General features: G+C 44.7%; 31 protein-coding genes and 1 tRNA gene. 11 read left to right on the forward strand and 21 right to left on the reverse strand.

What is annotated here, in order from left to right; all coding sequences use genetic code 11:
- Positions 1 to 64 precede the first annotated feature (64 nt).
- The 3 genes from CVD19_RS08790 to CVD19_RS08800 all read right to left on the reverse strand — a co-directional run bounded on the left by CVD19_RS08790 (position 65) and on the right by CVD19_RS08800 (position 1,851).
- Positions 65 to 136, reverse strand: a tRNA-Val gene (locus CVD19_RS08790).
- Positions 137 to 326: 190 nt separating this feature from the next.
- Positions 327 to 1,037 carry a hypothetical protein gene (locus tag CVD19_RS08795; RefSeq protein WP_101581472.1) on the reverse strand — a complete coding sequence of 237 codons (711 nt, stop codon included), beginning with the start codon at positions 1,035 to 1,037 and terminating at the stop codon, positions 327 to 329.
- Positions 1,015 to 1,851: an ATP-binding cassette domain-containing protein gene (locus CVD19_RS08800; RefSeq protein WP_180953559.1), complete on the reverse strand. Its 837-nt coding sequence runs from the start codon at positions 1,849 to 1,851 to the stop codon at positions 1,015 to 1,017. The genes CVD19_RS08795 and CVD19_RS08800 overlap by 23 nt, the downstream gene beginning before the upstream one ends.
- A gap of 233 nt (positions 1,852 to 2,084) precedes the next feature.
- On the opposite strand from CVD19_RS08800, the gene CVD19_RS08805 reads away from it, so the two are divergent.
- From CVD19_RS08805 to CVD19_RS08825, 5 genes are all read left to right on the forward strand, one after another.
- On the forward strand, positions 2,085 to 2,306 hold the full coding sequence (locus tag CVD19_RS08805; RefSeq protein ID WP_101581474.1) for a WYL domain-containing protein: 222 nt from the start codon (positions 2,085 to 2,087) through the stop codon (positions 2,304 to 2,306).
- A 282-nt stretch (positions 2,307 to 2,588) separates the two neighbouring features.
- Positions 2,589 to 3,317, forward strand: a complete 729-nt coding sequence (locus CVD19_RS08810) for an amino acid ABC transporter ATP-binding protein (RefSeq protein ID WP_101581475.1) — start codon at positions 2,589 to 2,591, stop codon at positions 3,315 to 3,317.
- A gap of 22 nt (positions 3,318 to 3,339) precedes the next feature.
- Entirely contained in the window at positions 3,340 to 4,164 is an 825-nt protein-coding gene (locus CVD19_RS08815) for a transporter substrate-binding domain-containing protein (RefSeq protein WP_101581476.1), read from the forward strand.
- 69 nt (positions 4,165 to 4,233) lie between these two features.
- Positions 4,234 to 4,887: an amino acid ABC transporter permease gene (locus CVD19_RS08820; protein WP_101581477.1), complete on the forward strand. Its 654-nt coding sequence runs from the start codon at positions 4,234 to 4,236 to the stop codon at positions 4,885 to 4,887.
- Positions 4,888 to 4,900: 13 nt separating this feature from the next.
- Entirely contained in the window at positions 4,901 to 5,551 is a 651-nt protein-coding gene (locus tag CVD19_RS08825) for an amino acid ABC transporter permease (protein WP_101581478.1), read from the forward strand.
- A 24-nt stretch (positions 5,552 to 5,575) separates the two neighbouring features.
- Here CVD19_RS08825 and CVD19_RS08830 read toward each other — a convergent pair whose 3' ends face one another.
- Positions 5,576 to 6,055, reverse strand: a complete 480-nt coding sequence (locus CVD19_RS08830; protein ID WP_180953560.1) for a DinB family protein — start codon at positions 6,053 to 6,055, stop codon at positions 5,576 to 5,578.
- 146 nt (positions 6,056 to 6,201) lie between these two features.
- On the opposite strand from CVD19_RS08830, the gene CVD19_RS08835 reads away from it, so the two are divergent.
- The 3 genes from CVD19_RS08835 (at position 6,202) to CVD19_RS08845 (ending at position 7,993) form a co-directional block, all read left to right on the forward strand.
- Positions 6,202 to 6,930 (forward strand): alpha/beta hydrolase, encoded by a 729-nt coding sequence (locus tag CVD19_RS08835; protein WP_101581480.1) that lies wholly within the window; start codon positions 6,202 to 6,204, stop codon positions 6,928 to 6,930.
- Between the two features lie 121 nt (positions 6,931 to 7,051).
- Positions 7,052 to 7,561 (forward strand): YjcG family protein, encoded by a 510-nt coding sequence (locus CVD19_RS08840; RefSeq protein ID WP_101581481.1) that lies wholly within the window; start codon positions 7,052 to 7,054, stop codon positions 7,559 to 7,561.
- A 6-nt stretch (positions 7,562 to 7,567) separates the two neighbouring features.
- The gene (locus tag CVD19_RS08845) at positions 7,568 to 7,993 is read left to right on the forward strand and encodes a GNAT family N-acetyltransferase (RefSeq protein WP_101581482.1); all 426 of its coding nucleotides are present in this window, start codon (positions 7,568 to 7,570) and stop codon (positions 7,991 to 7,993) included.
- 117 nt (positions 7,994 to 8,110) lie between these two features.
- On the opposite strand, the gene CVD19_RS08850 is transcribed toward CVD19_RS08845, so the two are convergent.
- Positions 8,111 to 8,380: a hypothetical protein gene (locus CVD19_RS08850; protein ID WP_101581483.1), complete on the reverse strand. Its 270-nt coding sequence runs from the start codon at positions 8,378 to 8,380 to the stop codon at positions 8,111 to 8,113.
- A 168-nt stretch (positions 8,381 to 8,548) separates the two neighbouring features.
- Between CVD19_RS08850 and CVD19_RS08855 the strand changes: the two genes are divergently transcribed.
- Entirely contained in the window at positions 8,549 to 10,864 is a 2,316-nt protein-coding gene (locus CVD19_RS08855; protein WP_101581484.1) for a UvrD-helicase domain-containing protein, read from the forward strand.
- A gap of 151 nt (positions 10,865 to 11,015) precedes the next feature.
- On the opposite strand, the gene CVD19_RS08860 is transcribed toward CVD19_RS08855, so the two are convergent.
- The 9 genes from CVD19_RS08860 to CVD19_RS08900 all read right to left on the reverse strand — a co-directional run bounded on the left by CVD19_RS08860 (position 11,016) and on the right by CVD19_RS08900 (position 17,379).
- A complete protein-coding gene (locus CVD19_RS08860) occupies positions 11,016 to 11,270 on the reverse strand; it encodes a stage VI sporulation protein F (RefSeq protein ID WP_101581485.1) in 255 nt (84 codons plus the stop codon).
- A gap of 156 nt (positions 11,271 to 11,426) precedes the next feature.
- Positions 11,427 to 13,040 (reverse strand): long-chain-fatty-acid--CoA ligase, encoded by a 1,614-nt coding sequence (locus CVD19_RS08865; protein WP_101581486.1) that lies wholly within the window; start codon positions 13,038 to 13,040, stop codon positions 11,427 to 11,429.
- Between the two features lie 278 nt (positions 13,041 to 13,318).
- The gene (locus CVD19_RS08870; RefSeq protein WP_101581487.1) at positions 13,319 to 13,447 is read right to left on the reverse strand and encodes a YjcZ family sporulation protein; all 129 of its coding nucleotides are present in this window, start codon (positions 13,445 to 13,447) and stop codon (positions 13,319 to 13,321) included.
- 143 nt (positions 13,448 to 13,590) lie between these two features.
- Positions 13,591 to 14,292 carry a DUF421 domain-containing protein gene (locus CVD19_RS08875; protein ID WP_101581488.1) on the reverse strand — a complete coding sequence of 234 codons (702 nt, stop codon included), beginning with the start codon at positions 14,290 to 14,292 and terminating at the stop codon, positions 13,591 to 13,593.
- An 18-nt stretch (positions 14,293 to 14,310) separates the two neighbouring features.
- Positions 14,311 to 14,667, reverse strand: coding sequence for a stage V sporulation protein AE (gene spoVAE / locus CVD19_RS08880; protein ID WP_101581489.1), 357 nt, complete (start codon positions 14,665 to 14,667; stop codon positions 14,311 to 14,313).
- A 12-nt stretch (positions 14,668 to 14,679) separates the two neighbouring features.
- Positions 14,680 to 15,696, reverse strand: coding sequence for a stage V sporulation protein AD (spoVAD, locus tag CVD19_RS08885; RefSeq protein WP_101581490.1), 1,017 nt, complete (start codon positions 15,694 to 15,696; stop codon positions 14,680 to 14,682).
- Positions 15,697 to 16,170, reverse strand: coding sequence for a stage V sporulation protein AC (spoVAC, locus tag CVD19_RS08890; RefSeq protein WP_101581491.1), 474 nt, complete (start codon positions 16,168 to 16,170; stop codon positions 15,697 to 15,699).
- 15 nt (positions 16,171 to 16,185) lie between these two features.
- Complete coding sequence (locus CVD19_RS08895; protein WP_257985066.1) at positions 16,186 to 16,671, reverse strand: YhcN/YlaJ family sporulation lipoprotein; 486 nt, start codon at positions 16,669 to 16,671, stop codon at positions 16,186 to 16,188.
- 351 nt (positions 16,672 to 17,022) lie between these two features.
- Complete coding sequence (locus CVD19_RS08900) at positions 17,023 to 17,379, reverse strand: DUF1360 domain-containing protein (protein WP_101581492.1); 357 nt, start codon at positions 17,377 to 17,379, stop codon at positions 17,023 to 17,025.
- A gap of 135 nt (positions 17,380 to 17,514) precedes the next feature.
- Here CVD19_RS08900 and CVD19_RS08905 point away from each other — a divergent pair, with 135 nt between their 5' ends.
- Positions 17,515 to 18,063, forward strand: a complete 549-nt coding sequence (locus CVD19_RS08905) for a CotY/CotZ family spore coat protein (RefSeq protein ID WP_101581493.1) — start codon at positions 17,515 to 17,517, stop codon at positions 18,061 to 18,063.
- Positions 18,064 to 18,171: 108 nt separating this feature from the next.
- Here CVD19_RS08905 and CVD19_RS08910 read toward each other — a convergent pair whose 3' ends face one another.
- The 4 genes from CVD19_RS08910 to mgtE form a co-directional block, all read right to left on the reverse strand.
- Positions 18,172 to 18,975, reverse strand: coding sequence for a CotO family spore coat protein (locus tag CVD19_RS08910; protein ID WP_101581494.1), 804 nt, complete (start codon positions 18,973 to 18,975; stop codon positions 18,172 to 18,174).
- Positions 18,976 to 19,139: 164 nt separating this feature from the next.
- A complete protein-coding gene (fabI, locus tag CVD19_RS08915) occupies positions 19,140 to 19,910 on the reverse strand; it encodes an enoyl-ACP reductase FabI (RefSeq protein WP_101581495.1) in 771 nt (256 codons plus the stop codon).
- A gap of 85 nt (positions 19,911 to 19,995) precedes the next feature.
- A complete protein-coding gene (locus CVD19_RS08920; RefSeq protein WP_101581496.1) occupies positions 19,996 to 21,849 on the reverse strand; it encodes a monovalent cation:proton antiporter family protein in 1,854 nt (617 codons plus the stop codon).
- An 11-nt stretch (positions 21,850 to 21,860) separates the two neighbouring features.
- Positions 21,861 to 23,243: a magnesium transporter gene (gene mgtE, locus CVD19_RS08925; protein ID WP_101581497.1), complete on the reverse strand. Its 1,383-nt coding sequence runs from the start codon at positions 23,241 to 23,243 to the stop codon at positions 21,861 to 21,863.
- 285 nt (positions 23,244 to 23,528) lie between these two features.
- On the opposite strand from mgtE, the gene prpE reads away from it, so the two are divergent.
- Positions 23,529 to 24,272 carry a bis(5'-nucleosyl)-tetraphosphatase PrpE gene (prpE, locus tag CVD19_RS08930; RefSeq protein ID WP_101581498.1) on the forward strand — a complete coding sequence of 248 codons (744 nt, stop codon included), beginning with the start codon at positions 23,529 to 23,531 and terminating at the stop codon, positions 24,270 to 24,272.
- Between the two features lie 17 nt (positions 24,273 to 24,289).
- Here the strand turns inward: prpE and CVD19_RS24660 are convergent, their stop codons facing one another.
- The 3 genes from CVD19_RS24660 to CVD19_RS08940 form a co-directional block, all read right to left on the reverse strand.
- Complete coding sequence (locus CVD19_RS24660) at positions 24,290 to 24,463, reverse strand: hypothetical protein (RefSeq protein ID WP_180953561.1); 174 nt, start codon at positions 24,461 to 24,463, stop codon at positions 24,290 to 24,292.
- A 70-nt stretch (positions 24,464 to 24,533) separates the two neighbouring features.
- Positions 24,534 to 25,439 (reverse strand): RluA family pseudouridine synthase, encoded by a 906-nt coding sequence (locus CVD19_RS08935; protein ID WP_101581649.1) that lies wholly within the window; start codon positions 25,437 to 25,439, stop codon positions 24,534 to 24,536.
- A gap of 113 nt (positions 25,440 to 25,552) precedes the next feature.
- Positions 25,553 to 26,347, reverse strand: coding sequence for an NAD kinase (locus CVD19_RS08940; RefSeq protein WP_101581499.1), 795 nt, complete (start codon positions 26,345 to 26,347; stop codon positions 25,553 to 25,555).
- Between the last annotated feature and the right edge of the window lie 16 nt (positions 26,348 to 26,363).

Here is a 26,363-nt window from a genome sequence, read left to right on the forward strand (position 1 = left end):
TGGATACAAAACAAAAAAAGCCCCACACCCATGTTCACCATGGATTTGAGGCTTTTTATCTGGATGACCTGTGAGGGATTTGAACCCCCGACCCCTTCCCTGTCAAGGAAGTGCTCTCCCGCTGAGCTAACAAGTCGTCATTTAAGGTACAAGTATTATTATACGGTTTTAATAAAAAAAGTCAATAGTATTTGCAAAGTTAATTTACCACACTTTTTTCGCGCACTACAAAAGGCTTTTGTCCGGTTGCTGAGGCAGAGGCTGAAATCCCGGTTTCAGTGGACGCTCAATATATTTCCTCTAAAACATTATACAAATATTTTTTCCTATTGTTCTTTCCTTTTAAATGACCACATCACGACAATTGCTCCAATAATGATATATGCAATCGATATTAAAGCATCATTCCAGAAAGCTCCTTCCAGGTGAACGACGTCTCCTTCTCCCAGCCAGGCTATGACCTTAACGACAGGCGGGAATAACCAGAGAATCCATTTTACCAGCGGAAGTGCTTCAGCCAGTGATTCAGAAGCAAGCGATACCATCAGCACGAGCATTGCCGCAAGCCACGCATACCTTCTCGATGCAAAGGTGGCCACAGCAAAAAATGTTCCAACTAAAATTCCGTATATTCCAATTGCAAGATGACTATAAAAAGATAGTCCAAGATGCACTCCCGTCATCTCGCCTTTAAAACTGTTAGTGACAATCGGGAACAATTCAGCAAACAAAAATAACGCAGCCAGCCAAATGAGGCAGATGAGCCACTTCCCAAATAAAAATTTTGTTTTCTGGCCTAAATGTGAAAAAAGGATATGTTTTTCACTGTCATCTTCCAGTGAAAAGACAGACATGGCAATCCACGTCATCATTAAATATAAAACAATGCTTGATACAGCATAGCTGCTTAAAATGGGGACATGTTTATATGCATACAAAATGAACACCCAGCCAAGAAAAACGGTGACAGGCGGAATAAACCTGTATGACCTTATATAGCTTTTTAATTGATAGTTAAGATACGAGCTCAATTTCATTCCCCGTTTCCACCTGCAAAATAGAACATTGATGTTCGAGCAGGTACTTCAACACATCATCCGACTTGGCAGCCTGCACATTCAGTACAAATTGCTGGTTTCCTGTTGCATGTACGGTAATCACGCCAGGTATCACTTTGAAATCCACCAGCTCAGTGCAGGTAACTTTAATTGACCGGTATAGTTCCCTTTTTGCGGACGACTGATCTGAGACGATTTTTCCCTGTTTTATTTCTATCACCCTGTCAGCAAGACCTGCTACAAGGAGCAGCTCATGCGCAGTAAAAACGATCGTCAATTCCTGCTTTAGTTCTATTAGCTGATTTAAAAGTTCATTCTGTGATGCGGGATCCAGACCTGTCAATGGTTCATCGAGCAGCAGAAGTTCCGGTTTATGAAGGAGTGCCTGAATAATTCCCGCTTTTTGCTTCGTGCCCTTTGAACATTGTTTTAGCGGTACATCCAGGTAAGTGGTGATACCGAACATATCTGCATATATGCCTATTTCCTTTATGAGCTCGTTTTCATGCCGCCCGGTCATTTTCCCTAACAGCAGCAAATACTCCCTCAACCTGAACCGGATTTGTTCAGGGAAGCTTTCAGGAACATAAGCGGTTCTGGCTGTCATCCTGTTAATTACACCGTGTGTCGGTTCAAAAATTCCCGCTAGCAGCTTGATTAAGGTACTTTTCCCCGAACCATTGTGGCCGATAACCGTAGTTGCTTCCCCTGTCTTCAGTATTAAATCCAGCCCGCTAATCACTGGATTTCCAGCTAGCAGTTTTGTTACATTTTTCAGTTCTACGGCATTCACGTGCAACGTCCTCTGCATTTTTCTTTATTTTACCACTAATTTAGCCTAGTTTCGGTAAATTGCAGAAAAATTTGCCAAATCTTAATGAACAGACTGTAAACAATTGCACAAAGAACGTTTATTAATAACCAGCTGGGTCTTATTAATAAACGAACGAATGTTCCTGAATAGTTGCATAAAGAACGTATGTTTGCATATAATATAATAAGAAAATGAACAAGGCGGGATCCATTATGAACGCTCTTTTACGAAGAGCCATCCAAACAAGGCAGCCACTGGAGATGATTTACCTTTCCGGCGGCAACGAAATCACGCAGCGGAAAGTAATTATCAAGGAATTAAAGGGCTCGTACGCAAAAGCTTTCTGTTATTTGCGAAATGAAAACAGGCTGTTCAAACTGGACAATATTCTTTCCATCCTGCCCATTAAGCCTCCACTATATAAATCCAGCTAATGTATCTCATCAAGACCGGAATCCGGTCTCTTTTTGTTTGCCCCCTCTCGCGGTGATTTATGAGACTTTGATTGCTTGCCAAGTGTTTAATTAACTTTCAAACAGGATATATATGAAAATATATTAAAATAGCAAACCATGTAAAAGTTTGACTAATTTTCAGAAAATATATTATAATCAGATATAACATATTTCGTATAATTTACAATTATTAAATATATATTATCTGATTAATTATTATGCCAAGCATACATATATCTCTCTCATTAAAGGAGGAAAAGCATGATTGTTTTTGAAAAAGTAAATAAGTATTTTGGGGATTTTCATGTCCTGAAGGATATCAATCTCACCATCAATCAAGGCGAGGTTGTTGTGGTCGTAGGTCCATCGGGGTCAGGTAAAAGTACGTTGCTCCGCTGCATCAACAGGCTTGAGACGATAACTGATGGCAAGCTGACTGTCAATGATGTCTCAGTCAATGACAAAAAAACCGATATCAACAAATTAAGGCGCGAAATCGGGATGGTGTTTCAGCACTTTTACTTATATCCTCATAAAACCGTATTGGAAAACATCACCCTTGCACCGATCAAAGTTCTCGGCCAATCAGCACAGGAGGCCAAGGAGACGGCAGAATTTTACCTCAAAAAAGTTGGAATTCCTGAAAAAGCCGACTCCTATCCTTCACAGCTGTCAGGCGGCCAGCAGCAGCGTGTGGCCATTGCACGGGGGCTGGCGATGAAGCCTGAAATCATGTTGTTTGATGAACCGACCTCGGCACTCGACCCTGAAATGATCGGTGAGGTGCTGGATGTTATGAAGGCACTCGCCAAAGAAGGCATGACAATGGTCGTTGTCACCCATGAAATGGGATTTGCCAAAGAAGTGGCTGACCGCATTGTATTTATTGATCACGGCAGAATCCTGGAAGAAGCGACACCGGCCGAGTTTTTTGCGAACCCGCGTGAAGAAAGGGCTCGCCTATTCCTCAGCCGTATTTTAAACCATTAAAGATAAGAGGGGAGAAATTAGAATGAAGAAATTTTTGAAAATTGCTTTGGTCTCTGTGTTCGCTTTGCTGCTTCTCGCTGCCTGTGGCGGCAATGATGAGGAGACAAGCGGCAGCAGCAGTGGCGGAGGCGAAAAAGCTAATGGTGTTATTGACCAAATTAAAGAGCGTGACAAGATCATTTTTGGAGTTAAGCACGATACCCGCTTATTCGGTTTGAAGAATCCAAGTTCAGGTGAAGTTGAAGGCTTCGATATCGACTTGGCCAAGCAGCTTGCAAAAGAAATCCTTGGCGATGAAAAGAAAGTTGAGTTCAAAGAGGTTACTTCAAAAACAAGGATTCCTATGCTTAACAATGGCGAAATTGATGCCGTTATCGCAACGATGACCATTTCGGAAGAACGGAAGAAAGAAGTAGATTTCACTGATGTCTATTTTGAAGCAGGTCAATCGTTGCTTGTAAAAAAAGGCAGCAAAATTACAGGAATAGAAGATTTGAAGAAGGGCACTAAGGTATTGGCTGTAAAGGGCTCAACATCGGCGATCAATATCCGTGAAAAAGCGCCGGAAACAGAAGTACTGGAATTTGAAAATTATGCAGAAGCGTTCACGGCTTTAAAATCCGGTAAAGGGGATGCTTTGACAACTGATGATGCGATCCTTTACGGAATGGCCGATGAAGATCCATCTTTCGAGCTGGTTGGCGGCACTTTTACTGAAGAGCCTTACGGAATTGCCGTCAAAAAAGGCAATACCGAACTTGTCGAAGAGTTAAATAAGGCGCTTAAGGCAGTCCAGGATTCTGGCAAGTATGATGAAATCAAAGATAAATGGATAAAGGAACAATAAAAATAATTAGTCTTATTTTTCAGGATGGGCATTATTGCTCATCCTGATTAGTTAAGAGAGGTGGTATCATTGCTGGATTTTTCGATTTTTACAGACAATCTTGACATTTATTTAGAGGGTTTCAAATACACCATCATTGCAAGCTTGATTGCACTTGTCGCAAGTTTTCTGCTAGGCACGTTGATAGCGGTTATGAGGATTGCACCGATTAAGTGGCTTAACTGGCTGGGTACAGCCTACGTGGAGTTTGTCCGCAATATTCCTGTACTTATTATTGCCTTCTTTTTTTATTTAGGCTTGCCGACGGTGGGAATAGAATTTGATGGTTTGACTGCGGGAACGATTGCCCTGACAGTTTATACGGCTGCCTTCATAGCAGAGGCGATCCGCGCAGGAATTTTATCAGTGCCAAAGGGACAGATGGAAGCTGCCCGCTCGTCAGGACTGACCTATAATCAGGCGATGGGAATGATTATTCTCCCGCAGGCGATCAAAATTGTAATCCCGCCGCTAGGCAACCAATTTATCAATCTCGTAAAGAATTCCTCAATTTTAGGCGTCATCGCCGGGCTTGACTTGATGTACCAGGCGGACCTGGTTTCGTCCCGTACGTTTGTCACGTTTGATGTTTACATATTTGTTGCAATGTTTTATTTGATATTGACCATTCCGTTAAGCCTTGGTGTAGGATATCTTGAAAAACGCCTGGCTAAGAGTAATTGAAGGAGGTATAGATATGGATTTTGCAGGTGCATACTCTCCTGATCATCTTAAGTTTTTGATTGAAGGCTTTGGCGTGACATTAAAGGTTGCGTTTGTTTCCATTATATTAAGCTTCATTATCGGGGGAGCAATCGGGACATTGCGTTATGCGAAGGTACCCATTGTTTCGAATATTTTGGCTGTCGTAGTTGAAACGATCCGGAACCTGCCCTTGCTGCTGATTATTTTCTTCACTTATTTCGCCCTTCCTGAAATCGGCATCAAACTTACCCCGACAGTGGCGGCAATTGCAGCGCTGACTGTGTTTGAATCAGCGATGCTGTCGGAAATCATCCGCAGCGGCCTGAACTCGATACATAAGGGGCAGACTGAGGCAGCAAGATCATCGGGGCTAAGTTATGTACAAACGTTGAGATATATTGTCCTGCCCCAGGCACTGCGGCGCATGGTTCCTCCAATTGTGAGCCAGTTTATCTCACTTTTGAAGGATACTTCCCTGGCAGTTGTCATTGCCCTCCCGGAACTGACACACAATGCCCAGATCATATACGGCCAAAAAGTAAGCTATGTCATTCCAATGCTGCTGATGCTGGCATTTATGTATTTTATTGTGAACTATGCGCTGTCACTGATTGCCGGACGGCTGGAGGTAAAGAAAGCCTGACTCATTATTGAGCCAGGCTTTTGATTATGTATGTAATTGTTGGCCTTCCAGAATGTGTCTTCTCATCGCAATTAACGCCCCCGCATGCAGTCCTTCATGGTATAGAGTCCTTGAAATGACATCACCAATCGTTTTAATCCCTGATTCCGACTCTGCCAATAACGGTTCGTCAAGTCGGTACTGAAACGTCTCCTTTAAAAATGGGATCTGCTCCTTAAGAAAGGCCAAAATTTCCTCACGTGATGGCGGCTGTTGCATGGCATCCCAGCTTTTTGGGGAAGTTCCATACGCAAAAAAAGCCTCAATCCCCTGTAATGGCATCTCATCCTCGATTTTGTGATAGAACCACAAATACTGATCCATTAATATATGGCCTGCATTCCAGCGGACTGAATTGTTGAATCCTTCCGGGACGACATCCCATAAGTCTTCAGGTATTGACTCAAGTATTCCGAGTGTATCTTTTCTTACATCCTCCGCCAGCGTCCAAACTGCGTGTTCCATGATAACCTCCTCGATTATAAAATGAATATTCAGTATCTTTCTCCCTATTATATCACTTTTGAAGCCTGAGTGGTGTCCGCATGAGATTTTCATAGTACGGTATGGTAAAATCATGGTGAATAAGATGGAGCGGAGGAACAGAGCGGATGGAATATCCAAAAGGAACGATACAGGAAATTTCCCTCAACAGCAGGGAGCTGGCAGAGGAAATCAATCTCTTCGTCTATTTGCCGGCCTCCTTTTCAACGTTATACAAATATTCATTTTTAATTGCCCAGGATGGCCGTGATTATTTTCAGCTTGGAAGGATCGGACGAACTGCTGATGAACTTTTATATAAACAGGAAATTGAAAATCTCATCATCGTCGGCATTCCCTATAACTCCGTTGAAGACAGGAGAAATAAATACCACCCACGGGGTGAGCGGAACAAAGAATATATCCACTTCCTCTCCCATGAGTTTCTCCCATTTCTGGACAATGAATTTCCTTCCTATCAAATCGGAATGGGCCGGGCTTTAATTGGTGACTCTCTTGCGGCTACAGTATCGCTGATGACAGCATTACAATACCCGCACAGTTTTGGCAAAGTTTTGCTGCAATCTCCTTATGTCAATGACGATGTCCTTCATGCTGTCGACCACTTTGGCAGCCCTTCCCTGCTGAGTATTTACCATGTGGTAGGAAACCAGGAAACCTCAGTGAAAACATCTGGTGGCGTGGATCAGGATTTTTTAAGCCCCAATCTGCAGTTGTCAGGTATATTTAAAAGGAAAAATTTCTCCTACATCTTTGATGAATTTGAAGGGAACCATACTTGGACTTACTGGCAGCCGGATATAAAACGCGCGCTTAAACGGATGTTTGCAAAATAAATATACCTTTGTCATGTATGTATATAGTATATTTAGAAAATTTGTTATAATGGAATATAAACTATGAAGACATCAGCTTTGATCCTGCAATACGCTTATTATTTTATATGGAGGTAGCTGCATGAAATATGGGATTGTTATTTTTCCGTCAAAAAAAATCCAGGATTACGCGAATTCCTTCAGGAAGCGCTACGACCCTCATTATGCTTTAATCCCGCCACATCTGACGCTTAAGGAAGCATTTGAAGCGACGGAAGAACAGGTAAAGCTAATATCTGATAAAGTCTATGAGATTGCAAAAACATCCAGCCCCGTCCGGTTAAATGTGTATCGGTTCGGCTCATTCACGCCCACTAACAATGTCATTTATTTAAAAGTCGAACCGGTTGAGGAGCTGGAAAGGCTTCAGCAGGATTTACAGGATTCATTCGATGGCGAACAGACATACAACTTTGTTCCGCACATAACGATTGGGCAAAAGCTATCCGATGATGAACATTCGGATGTCTATGGCTCGCTGAGAATGAAAGAAGTCAAATTTGACGAAACCGTTGACAGAATCCACCTGCTTTATCAGCTCGAAAATGGATCCTGGACTGTATATGAAACATTTCGCCTTGGAAAGGAATAATGCAAAGTGGAAGTAAAAGTTGTCAGCAGTGAAAAAGAACTTAATGATGCTTACCTGGTGCGGAAGACCGTCTTTGTAGAAGAGCAAAACGTACCGGAAGAGGAAGAAATCGACCAGCATGAAGCTGAGGCCGTTCATTTTGTTTTGTATGACGGATCAAGCCCGGGCGGAGCAGGCCGTTTCCGGGTAATAGACGGCATAGGCAAGGTCGAAAGAATCTGCGTGTTGAAAGGACAGCGCAATACAGGTGCAGGCAAGGCGTTGATGAACAGAATAGAAGACTATGCGAAAGCCAATGGCATTACTTCATTAAAACTTAACGCCCAGACCCAGGCCATTCCTTTTTACGCAAAGCTTGGATATGAAACCGTGTCAGAAGAATTCCTTGATGCAGGAATACCCCACAAAACCATGAAAAAATCATTGAAATAAGAAAAGCGCAAGCGCGTTGCCCAGGAGCAGGACAATGCTCGAAATGGGAAATATGCTTTCCTAATCTTTAAGAAAAGCCTCTTGCCGGAATGGCAGAGGCTTTTCTTGTCCGTCCTTTTAGATTGTTTGGCTGAAATTCTTCCCTTTTCCGGTCATTTCGGCGAAAGTTCGCTCAACAATTCTATGGCTTACTCTTTTTATGGAAGACTTAGGCCGGACAGCACTGTACTGCTGAACAGCCCCAGCCAGGCTTTCCCCTTGCTGCACCGGATCTTGTTTGCGGATGCTTGTAATCCTTGTTAATGGGAAAGGATCATAGTCGACCCCTGTTTCCCGTTCAGCATATTGCATATACTGATAATTCGTTACCGGAAGAATATACCCCATTGTCCTTTCATCCCCCTTCAACAATCCATCAAATCTCGGTTACTATATCATTCTTTTTTAATACCCCATTTTTGTCCGTTGATAACCTACTATTTTACCTTTTTGAAATGCAGGTACTCTGTTATGATAGAAGTTGTCTATTTTCGGCAAAAAAGAGGGTAGTTTTACATGAAAACCGCAATTATCAATCACAAAACGATTCACCTGGATAAGATAAAGCGAGAAGATTATCAGAGAATATTTGATGACGGGAAAAAAGGGTTAATTTCCTGTCCTGTTTGCAAGGAACCAGTTCGGCTTTACCTGGGAATAAAAATGCCTCCCCATTTCTACCATCATCTTTCCCGGCTCTCGGCTTGTAAAGATCCGGTGGTTGAAACGAGCGCAACACTTGAACAAGAGCAAGTTCAATATGTGATAAACAACGGCTTCAGAATCCCAAAATCGAGGCCGGTCAACATAACGGAAGACAGCAGCACACCATTTATATTTTCACAGGAGGTACATACAGCTTCTTCCTTTAGTCCTGCAGCTCCTGCGGTGCCGAGTCTTGATTATGATTATCTTGAAAAGCTTAGAGCGGCTGGTATACATTTTGACAGCAACCAGGAGAAGGCAATTCTCCATATCGACGGCCCCCTGCTGATCCTTGCCGGCGCAGGAAGTGGAAAAACAAGGGTGCTGACTGCGAGAACTGCTTTTATGCTGAAAGAAGCAAATATCGACCCAGGTTCGGTCATGCTTGTGACATTCACAGCGAAAGCAGCGGCTGAAATGAAGCACCGCCTTTATCATTACCCCGACATGAGTCCGGGACAGATTAACAGAATTGTGAGCGGCACCTTTCACAGTATCTTTTACAAGATTCTCCTTTTTCATGCCAAGGATAAATGGTCTTCAGAAAGACTGATAAAAAAGGAATGGCAGCGGGAGCAGATTTTGAAAGAAGCAGGGAAGAATCTGGGGCTTGATGATAAAGAATTTGCTTTTGATCTCGCCCTTCAGCAGATAGGTTTTTGGAAAAATACGATGCTGCGTCCCGACCAGATTCTCCCGGAATCGCCGTGGGAGGAAAAGGCAGCGGCTTTATATAAGCTTTATGAACAGCAGAAGGAGAAACAGCAGATATTTGACTTTGACGATATGCTGATTGGTTGCCTGCAGCTATTTAAAGAAAATCCTGCCCTGCTGGCCTCCTACCAGGATCGATTTAAATATTTCTTAATAGATGAATTTCAGGATATCAATAAAGTTCAGTATGAATTAATCAAGATGCTCTCAGACAAAAACAATAATGTCTGTGCTGTCGGTGATGATGACCAGTCGATTTATTCATTCCGTGGAAGCGACCCTGGTTTCCTGCTTACATTCAAGCAAGATTTTATCGGGGCGAAGGCGATTGTTTTGAACCAGAATTACCGCTCCCCCCATGAAATCGTCGAAGCTGCCAACACGATAATATCTTCAAACAAGGCAAGGCATGTTAAGGAAATGAGGGCTCAATATTCTCATGATGGCAAGCCTGTGTTATTTTACCCCTTCGACGAGGAAGAAGAAGCAACGATGATATTAACTGATATCCAGGATAAAATTTCCGAGGGAGCAAGTCCTGGGGATTTTGCGATCCTGTTCCGCACGAATACCGCGGGAAGGGCGATGTTTGAAAGGCTCACTAATTCAAGCCTGCCATTTAAAATGGACCAGGATATCGAATCCTTCTATCAACGATTTATTGTCAGAGGGCTATTGTCGTTTTTCAGGCTCAGTTACAACGAGGACAACGCGGAAGCAATTAAAAACATTTTCCCTTCCCTGTTTTTAAAGCAGTCAGTCTATCGGGACATACAGGCGGAAAGTATTTTAAAGGATTGCTCCATGCTGGAAGCACTCTCCAAAGTAAATACTGGATTTGCATTTCAGGAAAGAAAACTGAAAAAGCTGGTTCCGGTTGTGAGGTCGCTCTCCGGGCTGTCACCGCTGGCGGCGATTGAAATGGTTGAGAAAGACCTTGGCTACCAGGACTTCATAAAAAAACGCGGCAGTGAAGGCAACAAATGGGATAAAGGCTCAGATGACATCCGCGACTTAAAAGTTGCCGCACGCAATTTCAGCAGCCTGGCAGAATTCCTGGAGCATGCGGACCATATGACGGCGATGAACCAGGAAATTAAGCGGTTCGGCAAGAACCTCACCGATGCAGTAACATTAAGCACGATCCACCGCTCAAAAGGGCTTGAATATCAAAATGTATATATTATCGGTACAGTCGACGGGAGTCTTCCTCATGACTATTCCCTTGAAGCACTCAGAAACGGGAACAGTGAGCCGCTGGAAGAGGAAAGACGGCTGCTTTATGTCGCCGTGACCAGGGCGAGGAAGCATTTATATATATCGGTTCCGCAATACAGGCGGGGCAGAAAGGCCAATCCCTCAAGGTTATTGTCAAAAATTAAAAAGGCGGCACACAGCAAAGACCTGGATTAGTGCCAGGTCTTTGTTTGCAGTGTCCAGCTCCAGCGCCTAATAGCTCGGGTCATAAGCCAATCCGCCAAGAAGGCTAAAGAGCAGCCGTCCCTTCGGCTCGTCTTATGCCTATCGCTCCTGGGCAAGGCGCTTCCGCTTTTCTATCGGCCAGTTATTTTTTGTTGATCATATTAGAAATAGTGTTGAAGTCAAGCTGTTTCCCATCATTAATAATTGATTTTACAATCTTGTCTTCCATTTCCTTAGAAACCGGCTTATTGGCAATTTGTGAAACCTTGCGGATGACGCCCCTTACCGTCTTTTCATCCTTGAAGTTAGCACTTTGCAGAGAATTTGCCAATTCAAAAATATCCTTCATATTCACGCCTGTCTTCTTCTCCACGTTCTTGAAGAATTGATTATCCATGTGAAATTTCATGCCTCCTTCTTAAACTACTCTATAGTATGAAGAAAGCATGAAAACGTGAGCAGAAGCTGTGAGTTGGGGCCTGACCCCCAGCATTGACCCTTACCCAATTAACGCGTTACTCCGCCGGGGGACTGCCCCCAGCCAATTAATGCGTTACTTTGCCTGGACTTCTTCCCTTAATGCCCTGCGCAGGATTTTTCCGACGCTTGTTTTTGGAAGCTGTTCCCTGAATTCGACTATTGTTGGAGCTTTATAGGCCGCCATGTTTTCTTTGCAATAGGCGATGATTTCTTCCTCTGTGGCAGTCTTACCTGATTTCTGCACGATTACGGCTTTTACGGTCTCACCCCTGTATGCATCGGGAACCCCGATCACCACTGCCTCCTGAACTGCAGGATGCTCATACAAGACTTCTTCGATGTCGCGCGGGTAAATATTAAATCCGCTGGCTATGATCATATCCTTCTTCCTGTCGACTATATACAGATAGCCTTCCTCATCCATTTTTGCGATATCCCCTGTGTAAAGCCAGCCGTCACGCAATGAATTGGCTGTTTCCTCCGGCATGTTCCAGTAGCCCTTCATCACTTGCGGACCCTTGATGATCACCTCGCCCAGCTCTCCTGGCGGCACATCCTCGGTTCCAGTCGCAAGATCGACCACTTTATAATCAGTGCATGGGAATCCTATGCCGACGCTGCCCGGTTTCCGCTCAGCAAACGGCGGATTGCAGTGGGTGGCTGGAGACGTTTCCGACAAACCATAGCCTTCCAGAATCATGGAACCGGTCTTCCTCTCGAATTCCTTTAACAGTTCGACTGGCATTGGCGCACTGCCGCTGTTGCATGTCCGGATACTGCTGATGCCATATTTCTCCGCATCCGGGTGGTTAGTTATTGCTACATACATTGTTGGAACTCCGGGAAAAATCGTTGGCTGCTCCTGCTTAATTGTGTTCAGGACTTCCTCCAGTTCGAACCTGGGCAGCATTATTGACTCGGAAGCGGTGAATATAGCGAAATTCATACATGATGTCATTCCAAAAACATGAAATAACGGAATGATCGTCAAATACTTCTCCTTGCCAATTTCCATATCATTCTTAAAAAATTCGTATGATTGAAGTACGTTTGAAAAAATATTGCGGTGAGTAAGCATTGCGCCTTTTGACCTTCCGGTTGTTCCGCCGGTGTATTGAAGCACTGCGATATCATTTGCGGGTTCGATTGTGACAGGGGTGAAGCTTTTGCCGGCGCTGGCCAGAAATTGTTCAAACGTGGTATCGGGGGAGAAATCAACTTCAGATGGCTGCAGGCTGACAACAATGATGTTTTTGAGGCTTGTGCTGCTTTGGACACTTTTTACCTTCGGGTAAAGGGCGTCAAGCACGACAATGGTTTCCGCTCCTGAGTCAGTTAAAATATACTCCAATTCGCGTTCCACCAGCATGGGATTTACCTGTGTTACGATGGCTCCCGCCGTCAAGGCCCCATAGTAAGAAACAACGAATTGGGGGCAATTTGGAAGCATGATTGCGGCACGGTCGCCCTTCTCGATCCCATTGCTCTGAAGAGCAGACGCGAAACCATACACGGCGCGTTGGAGCTCCTGGTATGTCATCTTTCTTCCGTAAAAAGAAAGTGCATGATGCGATGGAAACTTGGCCACTGTTTCCTGGAGCATATCTGGCAGTGATTTATCCGGAATGGCAATTTCCTTCGCAATAGAATCTGGGTAATGGGCAAGCCACGGTTTTGTCACACTCATGTTTTTCCTCCTAACCTCTCACATATTTTTGTATCCGTTTACATTTTTTCGGAGACCGAACAAGGTGATCCATCAGCCTTAGGCAATGCACCTTAATATTATGTAATTTCATTGACATGGCTGGCGGTTTTCTGATTACAAGTATACTTCTTTTGGTAGAATATTCAACTATTATTCGAAAAATTCTAAAAAAATAGTTTAGCAGCCATGGAATGAAAAAATGCCGCTTCTATGGAAACGGCATTTTCTTTAAACGATAAGATGGCATGTCTTATCTTTTAGTGATAGAAACTTGCGCCAACAATAATTAACAAGATGAACAACACCACGATTAAAACGAAGGTTGAACCATAACCTCCGCCGTGGCCATAGCCGCCGTAACCCCAGCCGCAGTATCCGTAGCCCATATATTGTCACCTCACTTTGATTTACTCATTACAACATATGAAATGTGTATATGAAGTGTTTGGGCCAACTCCCAATCCGGTACGCATGTTTGAAGATAATTCAAATGTTTTCGCGGATTTCTTTTACCAGATTCTCATCATTGTCAGGATCTTTCCGGCCGCGGCTGACGTTCGTACAGGTCAACGAACAGGTTTCCGTCCTGGTCTATTTCTGCAAAAAAAACATCTTCAGGCAACCTGCCTTTTCTGCTTAGCTTATCTAGCAGCCACTGTTTATTTAAGCCTGCTTTTTTTAGTCCATCCTCAAATATCTTGCCATCCATAATCACAGATTGAGGTTCCTCAATCTCGCCTGTATCCATGGCAACATCACCCACTGTAAGTGGCTGGCTTGCCCTTTTAAGAAGAACGCTTAATTCCCCATTTGAATCAAGATAAGCCACCTGGACATCCGAAACACGGAACACACTTTTTTTCCTGAGCTGTTCGAGTAATTCATCAATGCTGTATTTCTCTTTCCGCAAATTTTTTTCTAGTATCCTTCCATCTTTTATGAAGATTGCCGCTTTGCCTTCTACGATATCCCTAAACCTTTTGCTTTTTAACGAGGCCATAGAAATAGCCAATGGAACAAATGACCAGACAACAATGCTGGCAAGCCCATCGGCCAGGCTCAGGTCAGGATCCATCGAGAGCGTCCCGGCAATATCTCCTACAGTGATCCCGACAATATATTCAAAAAAGGACAAACTTGAAAGCTGCTTTTTCCCAAGCAGCTTTGTGATAAAAAATAATCCTATGATCAGCAATATCGAACGGACAATGGTGCTAATAATGCCAGGCATAGACACCAACCTTTATATTTACCCTTTTGGCTTGAATATGAGCGCTCCTATGAACCCAAAGAGGACGGCTGATGAAATACCTGCACTTGTTATTTCAAACATCCCTGTCAATACTCCCACAAGGCCGTGCTGTTGTGCTTCCTGCAGCGCCCCGTGGACAAGTGAGTTTCCGAAGCTTGTTATGGGTATGGTTGCCCCCGCTCCGGCAAAATCCATCAGTGGTTCGTACAACCCAAAGCCGTCAAGTACAGCTCCAGCTACAACCAGCAGACTCATCGTATGGCCCGGTGTCAGTCTGGCGACATCGAATAATAGTTGTCCAACCACACAGATTAGACCCCCGACGACAAAAGCCCAAAAAAACATTGGCAGCATGCCAATCCCTCCTTATTCATTCATTTCAATTGATACAGCGTGTGCAATACACGGAATGGTTTCCTTTTGCTGGTACGATAATGGAGATAAGAGCGCCCCCGTCGCCACCATCAGAATCCGTTTAAACACTCCCTGCTTCATTTGCTTCAATAAGTGTCCATACAACACAGCCGCAGAGCAGCCCGCACCACTGGCCCCCGCCTGGACCGGCTGGTCATCTTTGTAAATCATGAGGCCGCAGTCCTTAAATGTCTGCGTGTCCAGCTTCAAACCCTGTTTATGAAGCAGCTCCAGCGTTGTATCTTGGCCGATTCTGCCAAGGTCTCCTGTAACAATCAGATCATAGTGCGATGGTTCTATTTTCATGTCCTCGAAATGGGAAATGATGGTATCCGCTGCTGCCGGGGCCATTGCGCCTCCCATATTAAAGGGGTCCGACAACCCCATATCCACTACTTTTCCTATTGTGGCAGAGGTTGTTACAAGCTTCCCTTGTTTATCAGGACTGTCCGTCACGACAGCTGCCCCGGCTCCAGTTACCGTCCACTGGGCGGTTGGCGGCTTTTGCCCCCCGTACTCCGTTGGATAGCGGAATTGTTTCTCAACTGCGGCGTTATGGCTTGAAGCCCCTGTGACGACCTTCTTTGCACCTTGATTATTGATGATAAAGGAAGCAAGCGCCAGGCCCTCCATCGAAGTGGAGCATGCACCGAACAGGCCAAAAAAGGGTATTTCCAGTGTCCTCGCAGCAAAGCTTGAGGGGGTTATTTGATTAATTAAATCACCTGCAAGCATAAAATGCATGTCTTCTTGTTGAAAATTTCCTTTTTTCAAAGCTGTAGTAATGGCTTCCTCCAATAAAAGTACATGGGCCTTTTCATAAGAATCTTTGCCCATCCATAAGTCATCGTGAAGAATATCAAAGTCATCCGCAAGTTTCCCGGCCGCTTCGAAAGGCCCACCCACAGCCGAAGACGACTCTATTACCGGCTGGTTTGCAAACACCCAGGACTGCTTTCCTTTCAGCATTTACAATCCTCCCATCATTGTGATAAGCGTGCGTATCAGTGCAACGACGAACGCTGAAAATACACCGAATAAAATAACCGTTCCGGCCAGCTTGAACATATTCCCGCCAACCCCAAGGACGAACCCTTCGGTGCGGTGCTCAATCGCTGCAGAAATAACGGAATTTCCAAACCCCGTTACAGGGACGGCACTGCCGGCACCCCCAAATTGCCCGATATGGTCGTAAATGCCGAATCCTGTCAACAGCATGGCAATAAATATCATGGTTGCGACAGTCGGATTTCCGGCTGTTTGCTCAGTGAAATTAAAATAATATATATAGAAATAAGTGACCGCCTGTCCGACTAAACAAATGAGGCCGCCGACTATGAAAGCCTTTATACAATTTTTAAGCACCGGCCGTTTCAGCTCATGCTTTTGTTGAAGCTGCTGGTACTGTTTTTGTTGTGGTGATTTATTTTGGTTTTCCCCCATCTGGCTGCCCCTTTCTCATGTCAATTCCTGTTTAAGCTTAATAATCTTTTTCAATTGTTTTTCGGCTTCTTTCGAAGTATAATCCGGTCTTTTCATTCGCTCTTGCAGTTCAACCGTTTCAATAAAGATTTTATAGTCGCTGGACACCGTAAATTTTTCTTTAGGATATTTTTTTGACAGTTTTTCGGTTACTTCCTTTTCTATCGTCTTCATCCTGTACCGCTGCATATGCTTTACTTTGTAGGCAACGAGTGTTTCTTTGCCGCCTTTTATGACAGCTACATCATAGATTTCGTCTAATTGTTCGACGGTTTTTTCAGCTCCCTGTGCAACGCTGTGATGATCCTTCTTAGGAGGGCCTATCGATGCAGCCGGGGGATCGATTGTTTTATAAATGGCTGTCCGGCTCTCCTCTGTGCTTCTATTCTGGTTACAGCCAGAAATGGCAATAATCATAATAGACGTTAAAAAAACACCATACAGAATCCGCATGATTGTCATCCGTGTCCCTTCTATGTATTTTCTTTAGCTATATATGTGCCTGAATCTATTTTCCTCGCATCCCAGCCAATTTATGAGTGATTTCGCGCATTTACAGATTACCAATTAGTGTAAATATAAAAAGCTGCCGGGAGGCCGGCAGCTTTTATTGTGTCTTTTTCCGTTTTTTTGACCCACACCCGCAGCCTTTTTTCTTCCTTTTGACTGCCGGCTGCGGCGTCGTCTTAGATGGTTCTGCCTTTTTGCCCAGCATCCTTTTGCCCCTCCCAGCTGTTGAAAAATATATGGCTACTCATTAGGTTATGCCCGTTTCAACAGCTTGTGCCGTCGGCTGCCTACACTTCGACTTTTTTATTCATTTTGCAACACCTGGACCCCAAGTTCAATCAAGGAAGCAACTCCGGCGACTGCCAGGACCAGCAGCACCGGCACCGCAAATGCCGGATGAAAATAATACATGATGATGAGGATGCCTGAAGCCCACACTCCCGTACACCAGTAGCAGCTGAGTAAATCTCCAAAAAACCCCCTTATTCCCGTTTGTTTCGGCACAACATAAATCTCTGTTTCCCCTGCCTCATTCATCTCCGCTAATTCGTCAAAAAAAGGCCGTCTAATGAATTCAGCAATCTTGTCGTAAACAAGCATCCTCGTCAGCCGGAAGCTGGCAAAACAAAGTATAACAAAGTCCAGTATAGTAATTTCCATGTCCAGCCCTCTCATATTTGGCCTGTCCTCATGCCCATTTTTGCAAAAAACAGGCGTTTGTCCGTAACCCAAATTTCGATATTTCAATATGTTATTAATGTAAATAAAACCTAATTTTTAAAAGGAGGAAAAATCATGGGTTGTGGAAAGAACAATAACAACAACGATGTAGCCGGAATTGAAAACAACAATAAATTTCACAGAAATTGCGTTTGCGAAGTCGTGCGCGCAATTAAAGACATCCAGGATGCTGCTGAGGAAGATTGTGAATGTCCTACTAACTGTTTCCTCGAGCCGCTTGGTGCACTGATTTCACCGGGCAGGAGAGCAAATGCCGATACTCGTGTATTCATATTGAAGACAGCGGATGGATCACCGTTTCACGCATTCTTCCGGGGCAGCGAGCATTCCTGTGTATCGATCTTCTTCCGTGTCGAAGATATTTTCGACAATTGCTGTGCCGTACTGCGTGTGCTCGAGCCATTAAAATTCTGTCCGCCAACTTCGAACAATGCAAACCAATTAGTTACAGCGAACATCACCAAGGATTGCTGCGTTGATTTAGACAAAGTATGTGATGTCGACCGTTTCAGAAGCACGAACGACTGCATTACCGTTGACCTGTCTTGCTTCTGCGGCGTCCAGTGCATCGCCGATGTTAACCTGAGAATCTGTGAAGACTAAAAATCCCGGGAAGCCAGCCTCCGTTTCGGCAGGCTTCCCTTTTTTAATTGATAATGTTCATCCCGCACACATACTCCTTCGCAGGCCCTCAGGCAAGCCAGGCCACGCCTAATAACCAACAATATTTATTTCTTTGATTCCGTCAATGTTTAATGAGATAATCGTGTTTTCAAAGTCCTCTATTTCGATCGTGTCTTCATTCCTTTTGCTCAGAAAACCCTTATACACCTTGTCTCCAGTCTTAAAGGTACAGGCCACTGGAGGGAGCTGTTTTGGAAAACCTTCCAGATATGACAAGCGTTCAGGTATCGTCATTTCCCTGAAGCTTTTTACTCTCTGAAACGAGTACTGTCCCCTTGGCACCGATTTAAAGGACGAATTCCTCTTGCGTTCCTGTTTGAATATTTGGTTTTTGCTTTCAACATATAATTCCTCATTGTTTAAATTGGATTTTTCTGCAACAGGATTGCGGGTTTCGGATGCGGCAGTTTTTTGGGCGGGTTCTGAACTGTCTGCGGCAGCCTTTTGGACGACTTCTGTCTGTTCCAAATCATGCTTGGAATCAGCTTTACTACTTTTGGCGTGGGGCTGTCTGCCAAAAATGCTTTCCTGATCATCATTTTCTAAAGGCCCTGAAAATGCCCTGCGTTTCCGTATTTCCTTCTTCACTTCCTGTTTCACTTCCGGTTTCATTTCCGGTTTTATTTCCGGTTTTATTTCCGGTTTCATTTCCGGAGCTGGCCCTTGCTTTGCTGGTTCCGTTGCAGCCGGACCTTGATCCAGCGGCACTTCTGCCTCCCTGTTTTTAGCTTTCTTCGTTGAATAGGTTTGCTGCATTTTAAAATCCGGTGGTTTAATCATTGGCTGATGTATATATAATAAAGGTTCTCTCCTTGTTTTCCGCTCAGACATTCTGTTTCACCTCCGTAATCTTTCGCTCACCCTATATGTATGCAAATGCTGCCCATCGGTTGACAGCGCCCATAACGAATCAGAAAGATAAAAAAAGGCGTACCCAGTGCTGCACGCTGGATTACGCCATGAAAAGCAATTTTTTTCTGTTGTGTTATGCCGTTTTAACCAAGTATATGGTATCCGGAATCGACATGGATATTTTCACCTGTTATGCCACGCGACAAGTCACTGAAAAGGAACAGGGCTGTATCTCCAACCTCTTCAGGGGTTGTGTTCCTGCGAAGCGGAGCACGTTCTTCTATTTCTTTTAAAATCGAATTAAAATCACTGACACCTTTTGCCGATAAAGTGCGGATCGGGCCTGCCGAAATAGAATTTACGCGTATCCCGGATTTGCCAAGGTCTGCAGCAAGATAACGCACGCTTGCATCAAGGGATGCCTTTGCCACACCCATTACATTATAGTTTTCGACAACGCGTTCACCGCCGAGGTATGTCAGGGTGACAATGCTGCCCCCTTCACCCATTATTTCCTTCGCTTCCTTGGCGACGGCGGTCAGTGAATACGCGCTAATATTTTGGGCGAGCAGAAATCCGTCACGTGTTACATTTAAATAGTCACCCTGCAGCTCTTCTTTGTTTGCAAATGCAATACAATGGGCGACACCGTGGATTGTGCCTGTCTCTTCTTTAATCGTGGCAAAACATTTAGCAATTTCCTCATCGCTTGTAATATCACAAGGCAGGACAAGCAGATTTTCCTCCAGGGAATCAGCCAGCTCCCGGACACTTTTTTCGAGACGCTCACCCGCGTATGTAAAAATTAAGCGCGCACCGGCATCATGGAGTGAGCGGGCAATCCCCCAGGCAATACTGCGTTTATTGGCGACGCCCATGACAACGTATGTTTTTCCGGAAAGTGAAAGGGTCATTTTTGATAAACCTCCTATTATTACAAGTCATTAGTACCTGATACTAATTTTACAATAGAATCCGTCATTTGAAAAGCCTCTATCATCAGCCTCCAAACTCAAGCTCCCGTTTCAGCTCATCCACATACTCTTTTGAACCTGTGACAATCAGGCGGTCATACAGATGAAGCTCGGTATCCCCATGCGGAACAATCGATTCCTTGCCGCGCAGGATCCTAACAAAGATCACGTCTCCCGTAAAAGGGAACCGCCTTAAAGAGATTCCTTCAAACTGTTCATTCATCATCCGGAGTTCAAATAGCGAGGTCTCCTTGTTCGTGATGATGTTAACAACACTCGGCGATTCAATCAATGCCCTAAAAAGAGCGGTTGTCGCCAGAAGCATCGAGAATATTTCAATGCCGCGTTCCTTTATTCGTTCTTCAATGTCAGGGCTTTCGATCCTGGCAATGACCCGTTCAACCCCCCGCTCTTTAGCTGCCACTGCCAGCGCCGCGTTTGTTTCCTCATCGCCAGTGGATATGACAACAATGTCTGCATTCAAAACCCTTTCAGCCTCCAAGGTTCGGATTGAATAGTCTTCTATTTCAACAATTCTGAATAACGAGGTGGCTATCTGCTTTTCAGATTTTTCCTGCTTTGTATGAAAAAGAACTGCATCATATAGAGATGGCTCCAGCTCCCTTGATACTGACAATGTCATCTGGTTGGCGCCGATAAACGAAACTTTAATCTTTTTCTCCGTGTCCGCCTCCTTAGGAAACAGTTTTTTGAACACCACCGGAGTAACCAAACAAGAAATCACAGCCACCAGGATGAGAGTGCCACTCATGTCCGCAGTGATGACCTCCATCCTCTCGCCAATCGTGGCGGCTGCAATCACCAATGATAGCGTTGACGTAAGCAGAAAACCCGAGGCAATGACCGTTTTACTGTCATACCATATTTTCAGAATATAAACGGGGATGATTTTTGATAAAAGCAAGGCAAGCAGCAGCAGCGGTATTAGCATGATCATTTTCTTTTCGCTAAATAACGACCAGATATCGAGTTCAACCCCGACCATGACGAAAAAAATCGGGATTAAAAATCCATACCCGAACGAATCGAGCTTATAGACCATTTCCTGGTTGGGTGACAGCAGCGACACAAGCACCCCTGCCAAAAAGGCACCAAGGATGTTTTCTGCCCCAACAGTTTCCGATATCGCAACAAGCACAATGATCAGTGTAAATACAGCCCTCGTCCCAATCTGGGTCGTCCCTGTCGAAAGTGCGTCGATTATCGTCCTGTTTTTAAAAAGCCGCCCTATGAAATAAAGAGCCACACCCGCTGCAAACAACACCAGCAACAGCCATGTATTCCCCTGTCCCTCAGAATACATGGAAACAAAAACTGCGAGAAGGATCATCGTGGCCAGATCTGCTATGACTGCGATAAGCAAGATAATTTGCCCGATATGCGTTTTCATCAAGTGTGCTTCTTTTAAAGTGGGGACGACTACACCGAGAGAAATGGTAGAAATGATCAGCGTCATTAAAAACGCATTACCTATGAAACCTGCAAGCACGAATAAATAGGATAACGCCAGTGAAACGATGAAAATGCCGACAAAAATGACAGACGAAACATAGAAAGTGTTGGGCTCCAATTTTCCGCTCGGCAGCCTTTTACGGTTCTGGCTTCTGGAAAACGCCGTGAAGTCAATCTCGAGCCCGCTTAAGAACATTAAAAACAGAAAGCCGAGGGTGGATAATGTCGCAAGCCACGTATCTTCCTGGACAAGATTGAACCCGCTCTTTCCGATAATCAAGCCAACAATAATTTCAGCCACTACTACCGGAATAAATTTAATTTTCAGGCGGTGCAGTATAATTGGAGTCAAGAAAGCCGCAAGGATAACGATGACAAGCGATGTAGCCGATGCATGCTGTTCCATTCGCAAACCCCCTATTCAGCCAGGTAGCCCATGAACATTGTGGCGATCCCGAAATAAATTAAAATACTGATGATATCATTAATCGTAGTAATAAATGGTCCTGAAGCAACAGCCGGATCAATTTTCATCCTGTGCATGATTAAAGGGACAAGCGAGCCAGCAAGAGTTGCGACAATGAGCGTAAAAAAGATTGATATTCCAACGAGCATGCCGAGAAATAAATCGCCCTGCCAGAAATAAACGACAAACATCACTAAAACGCCACAAATCGTGCCGGTTATTAAACCTGTTCCGGCTTCCCTGACAATGAGTTTCCATTTATCTTCTTTTTCTAGGTCACCGGTCGCAATCCCCCTTACGGCAACAGCAAGTGCCTGTGTCCCTGTATTGCCAGCCATTCCCGCAATGAGAGGAATAAACACCGCAAGGATTGCGACTTTATTTAATGTATCCTCGAACTGTCCAATCAGTCTGGCGGTGAACATTCCGAGAAACAGCAAAATGACGAGCCATGGCAGCCGTTTTTTTGCCGCTGATAAAGGGCTGTGGTCGATCGTGTCAAGATCGGTTATCCCCGCGAGCTTCGAATAGTCATCAGAGGCTTCCTCTTCCATGACATCAATAATATCATCAACGGTGATAATCCCTAAAAGATGGTTTTGAAAGTCAACAACCGGAAGGGCGAGAAAATTATAGTCCCTCATCATTCTGGCCACTTCTTCCTGGTCCTGGCTGACGGATACGGAAACAACCCGGTCGTTTGCTACCTCAGATACCATGACATCATCATCATTAACAATCAAATCCCTAAGCGAGATGACACCTGCGAGCCGCTTATCCTGATCAACTACGTAAACATAGTAAATCGTCTCGGCTGTAGGCGCTTCTTTTTTCAGAATATACATCGCCGACCTGATTGTCTGATTGGCCGATATGGCAATGAACTCTGTTGTCATGATGCTTCCCGCGGTATATTCTTCGTAATGGAGCAGGTCTTTGATTTCCTGGGCAGCGTCTTCATCCATGATTGTCAAATAGCTGGCCACCTGTTCCTTGTCCAGTTCATTCAAAACATCAACCGCATCATCCGCATACATATTTGAGAGCATGTCCGCCGCATAATGCGGGCTCATTTCCGCCAGGACATCCTGGTACTCTGCTTCTTCAATTTCCAGATTTTCAAACAACCCCGCCATTTCTTCCGGGGATAGATAATGATAGACCCTTGTCCGCAAATCTTCATCTAAATCCTTAAAAAAGGTTGCCTGGTCGTACGGATGCAGCTCCAAAAACTCTTCCCGGAATTGGTCAATTGCTTCTTCCTCCAGTGATTCGAGCAGCAGTTCAGTATCTATCTGTTGATTCGCTGAATTTTCATGGCGTTGGCCTGGCACATCATTTCCCCCTTTCCGCTTATCTATCGATGTCCTATCTTATACTAGCACGCTTATTAAAAGTTTGTCTTATTGTAGCAATGGGTATGAAACTTGCTGGGAGATGGTTACTGTTACCCACGATGTTCTCGTGTTAAACTTTATTACTGGCTTGGTGTATGCCACGGATCGATCATTTTTCTTCAATATATTCTCCCCAGTTTTGTAATATTGAGTTATAGTTATACCTTTTGATATGGACAGGGAAAGATAAGTCATAGAGTTAAAATAAAGGAGATCAAATATATGCATTTGGATATTATTGGTGACATACATGGCTGTTATCCGGAGTTTTTACAGCTGACTGAGAAACTGGGATATAGTTGGAAGGATGGTTCACCAGTGCATCCGGAAGGAAGAAAACTCGCGTTTGTAGGTGATCTGACAGACCGCGGACCGGATTCTTTAAAAGTAGTCGAAGCGGTATGGAATTTAGCTGTCCGAAAAAATGAAGCATATTACGTACCTGGTAACCACTGTAACAAGCTTTACCGGTTTTTTCTGGGCAACAGGGTCCAGATCAGCCATGGCTTGGAGACAACTGTTGCTGAATATGAGGCGCTTGATCATCAGGGACGTCAACGGATTCGCCAATATTTCATAGAGCTTTACGAAAAAGCCCCCCTGTACCGCGTGCTTGATAATGGAAAACTGATTATCGCCCACGCCGGCATCAGGCAGGATTTGATTGGGAAAAAAAATTCCAAGGTTAAGACGTTTGTGCTTTATGGAGATATCACCGGTAAAACCAACCCGGACGGGACCCCTGTCAGACGTGACTGGGCAAAAAACTACCGCGGCGATGCGTGGATCGTCTACGGCCACACGCCTGTAAAAGAACCACGGGAGCTTAACAGGACTATAAATATCGATACAGGTACTGTTTTTGGAGGGAAGCTCACCGCCTTGAGATATCCCGAAATGGAACTCGTTTCCGTGCCATCCTCCATGCCTTATGTTGAAGAGAAGTTCCGGAGGATGGATGAATAGCGGAGTTAACTAAACGATTATAGGTTTCTAGTGAAGCTTCTGCAAAGAATATAGACAATTGATTGGGCGAGTGGCTCGGTTTTGTCCTTCATAGCCCTTCTCATGCCAGCTGCCCCGCCTTCCAGCTCGGTTTTGTCCTTCACAGCCCTTTTCAAGGACAGTTTCCCCGCCTGCTCATTCGTTTTGGTCATAGAGTCAATTTCTCTCTAAACCGTTCTATAATGCGTACTCAACCTGAGAATCAATCAAAAGCAAGCCGGATTAAACCGGCTTGCTGTCTGATACCACTCTGTTCATATCTTCCGGAAGCGGTGCATGAAAGGTCAGTTTCTCATTGGACGCCGGGTGATTAAACATAAGTTCCTTGCAATGTAGCGCTTGCCTCCCGATTAAACACCTGTTGCCTCCGTACAGATCATCCCCAAGTAAAGGATGGCCAAGAAACGCCATGTGGACTCTTATTTGATGGGTCCTGCCTGTTTTGAGGCGGAGTTCTACATGTGTAAACTGCTCATGCCGCTTGATTACCCGATAGTTGGTGCAGGCGTATTGACCTTCAGGATTGACTTCCCTTTCAATGATGCTGTCGCTTTTTCTGGCAATCGGCTGCTCAACAATGCCGTATTCAGCAATAATCGAGCCCTCAGCAAAGGCTTCGTACAATCGTTTAACACGTCCGGCCTTTTGCTGCTGGCTCAACAGGTGATGGATATGGCGGTGCTTCGCGACCAGGACGAGTCCGGATGTGTCGCGGTCGAGCCTGGTGACAATATGTGCCGTGGCCTGTAACCCGGCGTGTTCATAATATCCAATCAGGCCATTGGCAAGCGTCCCTTGCGGATGATCCCTGGATGGAATCGTGCTCATTCCGGCAGGCTTGCTCACTATCAGAAGCCAGTCGTCTTCAAAAAGGATGTTTAAAGGAATATGTTCAGAAATTATCCCTTTGGACGGTTCCTCACCAGGAAAAAAAACAGTGATCTGGTCACCCTCCTTCAGCATAAACCTCACCGTGGCCTCTTCGCCATTGGCTAAAATTGAGCCGCCTTTGAATTTAATGTCTGTCAAAGCAGCTTTGGAAATACCCTGCTCTCTCAGGAATTCGCGCAGGATTTTCCCCTCATCAGCACTTGATATCCTCCAGGAAAGAGTAAAGCGGTTCGCCATTTCCTGTTGCTCCTGTTCTGTCTTTGTTGTTATATAAGACTTCATTTCAAGGTCTATGAGGTTTGTCCGGCTGCATAGCCCCTAACCTCTGCTGGACCCGTTCCTTTTTCTTTTTAATCTGAAATAAACGAATCATGGACCCGTTTCCAGAAGGGAAAAGGCCGGAACCGCGCAAAACGGATTTTTTCATCTGCCACCCGGAATTGAATCGATTTGACGTCCTTATGCAATAAGGTCAAATGGTCAATTGTCAGCTGGAAGTCCGGCTGGTTCACCGGCTTAAGCATGCACGTATGGTGTGCAGGCAGGATAAGAGGTGAACCAACAGTCCGGAATACCCTGTTGTTGATTGAGGCCATTTCAGCCAGCTGGATTGCAGGAATAGAAGGATGAAGGATTGCCCCGCCAAGCGCCTTATTATAAGCCGTGCTGCCCGACGGTGTCGACAGGCATAGTCCATCGCCCCTGAAACGTTCAAAATGAGCCCCCCGAATCTCGACGTCCATCACAAGAGTACCTTCAACGGCCTTGACAGTTGATTCGTTCAGGGCCAAATAACGTGTTTCCCTGCCGCCATGCTGATAGCGGATGATCACTTCAAGCAGCGGATATTCAATCACTTGATATGGTGTCTTGGCAATTGCGATGACCAGCTTTTCAATCTCTTCCGGGACCCAGTCGGCATAAAACCCCAGATGTCCGGTGTGGACACCGACAAAGGCTGTTTTGTCAAGGCGGCGGCTGTACCTGTGAAACGCATACAAAAGAGTGCCGTCCCCGCCGACTGAGATACAAATATCCGGCTGGTCTTCATCGTACACAAGCTCAAAATCGAGCAAATAGGTTCTCATTTTATGCATTAGTGTATTCGAACGGGAATCCCCTTTTGATGTTATCGCAAATTTCATATCTACACCTCAGCTA

Origin of the sequence: Bacillus sp. T33-2 (genome assembly GCF_002860205.1) — a bacterium.
Taxonomy (GTDB): Bacteria; Bacillota; Bacilli; order Bacillales; family Cytobacillaceae; genus T33-2.

What these genes read in the sequence shown, in the direction of transcription:
- CVD19_RS08795 (WP_101581472.1), bottom strand. Translation starts at nt 1,037, where the DNA reads ATGAAATTGAGCTCGTATCTTAACTATCAATTAAAAAGCTATATAAGG.
- CVD19_RS08805 (WP_101581474.1), top strand. Translation starts at nt 2,085, where the DNA reads ATGAACGCTCTTTTACGAAGAGCCATCCAAACAAGGCAGCCACTGGAG.
- CVD19_RS08810 (WP_101581475.1), top strand. Translation starts at nt 2,589, where the DNA reads ATGATTGTTTTTGAAAAAGTAAATAAGTATTTTGGGGATTTTCATGTC.
- CVD19_RS08815 (WP_101581476.1), top strand. Translation starts at nt 3,340, where the DNA reads ATGAAGAAATTTTTGAAAATTGCTTTGGTCTCTGTGTTCGCTTTGCTG.
- CVD19_RS08825 (WP_101581478.1), top strand. Translation starts at nt 4,901, where the DNA reads ATGGATTTTGCAGGTGCATACTCTCCTGATCATCTTAAGTTTTTGATT.
- CVD19_RS08830 (WP_180953560.1), bottom strand. Translation starts at nt 6,055, where the DNA reads ATGGAACACGCAGTTTGGACGCTGGCGGAGGATGTAAGAAAAGATACA.
- CVD19_RS08835 (WP_101581480.1), top strand. Translation starts at nt 6,202, where the DNA reads ATGGAATATCCAAAAGGAACGATACAGGAAATTTCCCTCAACAGCAGG.
- CVD19_RS08840 (WP_101581481.1), top strand. Translation starts at nt 7,052, where the DNA reads ATGAAATATGGGATTGTTATTTTTCCGTCAAAAAAAATCCAGGATTAC.
- CVD19_RS08850 (WP_101581483.1), bottom strand. Translation starts at nt 8,380, where the DNA reads ATGGGGTATATTCTTCCGGTAACGAATTATCAGTATATGCAATATGCT.
- CVD19_RS08855 (WP_101581484.1), top strand. Translation starts at nt 8,549, where the DNA reads ATGAAAACCGCAATTATCAATCACAAAACGATTCACCTGGATAAGATA.
- CVD19_RS08860 (WP_101581485.1), bottom strand. Translation starts at nt 11,270, where the DNA reads ATGGATAATCAATTCTTCAAGAACGTGGAGAAGAAGACAGGCGTGAAT.
- CVD19_RS08865 (WP_101581486.1), bottom strand. Translation starts at nt 13,040, where the DNA reads ATGAGTGTGACAAAACCGTGGCTTGCCCATTACCCAGATTCTATTGCG.
- CVD19_RS08870 (WP_101581487.1), bottom strand. Translation starts at nt 13,447, where the DNA reads ATGGGCTACGGATACTGCGGCTGGGGTTACGGCGGCTATGGCCACGGC.
- CVD19_RS08875 (WP_101581488.1), bottom strand. Translation starts at nt 14,292, where the DNA reads ATGCCTGGCATTATTAGCACCATTGTCCGTTCGATATTGCTGATCATA.
- spoVAE (WP_101581489.1), bottom strand. Translation starts at nt 14,667, where the DNA reads ATGCTGCCAATGTTTTTTTGGGCTTTTGTCGTCGGGGGTCTAATCTGT.
- spoVAD (WP_101581490.1), bottom strand. Translation starts at nt 15,696, where the DNA reads ATGCTGAAAGGAAAGCAGTCCTGGGTGTTTGCAAACCAGCCGGTAATA.
- spoVAC (WP_101581491.1), bottom strand. Translation starts at nt 16,170, where the DNA reads ATGGGGGAAAACCAAAATAAATCACCACAACAAAAACAGTACCAGCAG.
- CVD19_RS08895 (WP_257985066.1), bottom strand. Translation starts at nt 16,671, where the DNA reads ATGACAATCATGCGGATTCTGTATGGTGTTTTTTTAACGTCTATTATG.
- CVD19_RS08900 (WP_101581492.1), bottom strand. Translation starts at nt 17,379, where the DNA reads ATGGAAATTACTATACTGGACTTTGTTATACTTTGTTTTGCCAGCTTC.
- CVD19_RS08905 (WP_101581493.1), top strand. Translation starts at nt 17,515, where the DNA reads ATGGGTTGTGGAAAGAACAATAACAACAACGATGTAGCCGGAATTGAA.
- CVD19_RS08910 (WP_101581494.1), bottom strand. Translation starts at nt 18,975, where the DNA reads ATGTCTGAGCGGAAAACAAGGAGAGAACCTTTATTATATATACATCAG.
- fabI (WP_101581495.1), bottom strand. Translation starts at nt 19,910, where the DNA reads ATGACCCTTTCACTTTCCGGAAAAACATACGTTGTCATGGGCGTCGCC.
- CVD19_RS08920 (WP_101581496.1), bottom strand. Translation starts at nt 21,849, where the DNA reads ATGGAACAGCATGCATCGGCTACATCGCTTGTCATCGTTATCCTTGCG.
- prpE (WP_101581498.1), top strand. Translation starts at nt 23,529, where the DNA reads ATGCATTTGGATATTATTGGTGACATACATGGCTGTTATCCGGAGTTT.
- CVD19_RS24660 (WP_180953561.1), bottom strand. Translation starts at nt 24,463, where the DNA reads ATGACCAAAACGAATGAGCAGGCGGGGAAACTGTCCTTGAAAAGGGCT.
- CVD19_RS08935 (WP_101581649.1), bottom strand. Translation starts at nt 25,439, where the DNA reads ATGGCGAACCGCTTTACTCTTTCCTGGAGGATATCAAGTGCTGATGAG.
- CVD19_RS08940 (WP_101581499.1), bottom strand. Translation starts at nt 26,347, where the DNA reads ATGAAATTTGCGATAACATCAAAAGGGGATTCCCGTTCGAATACACTA.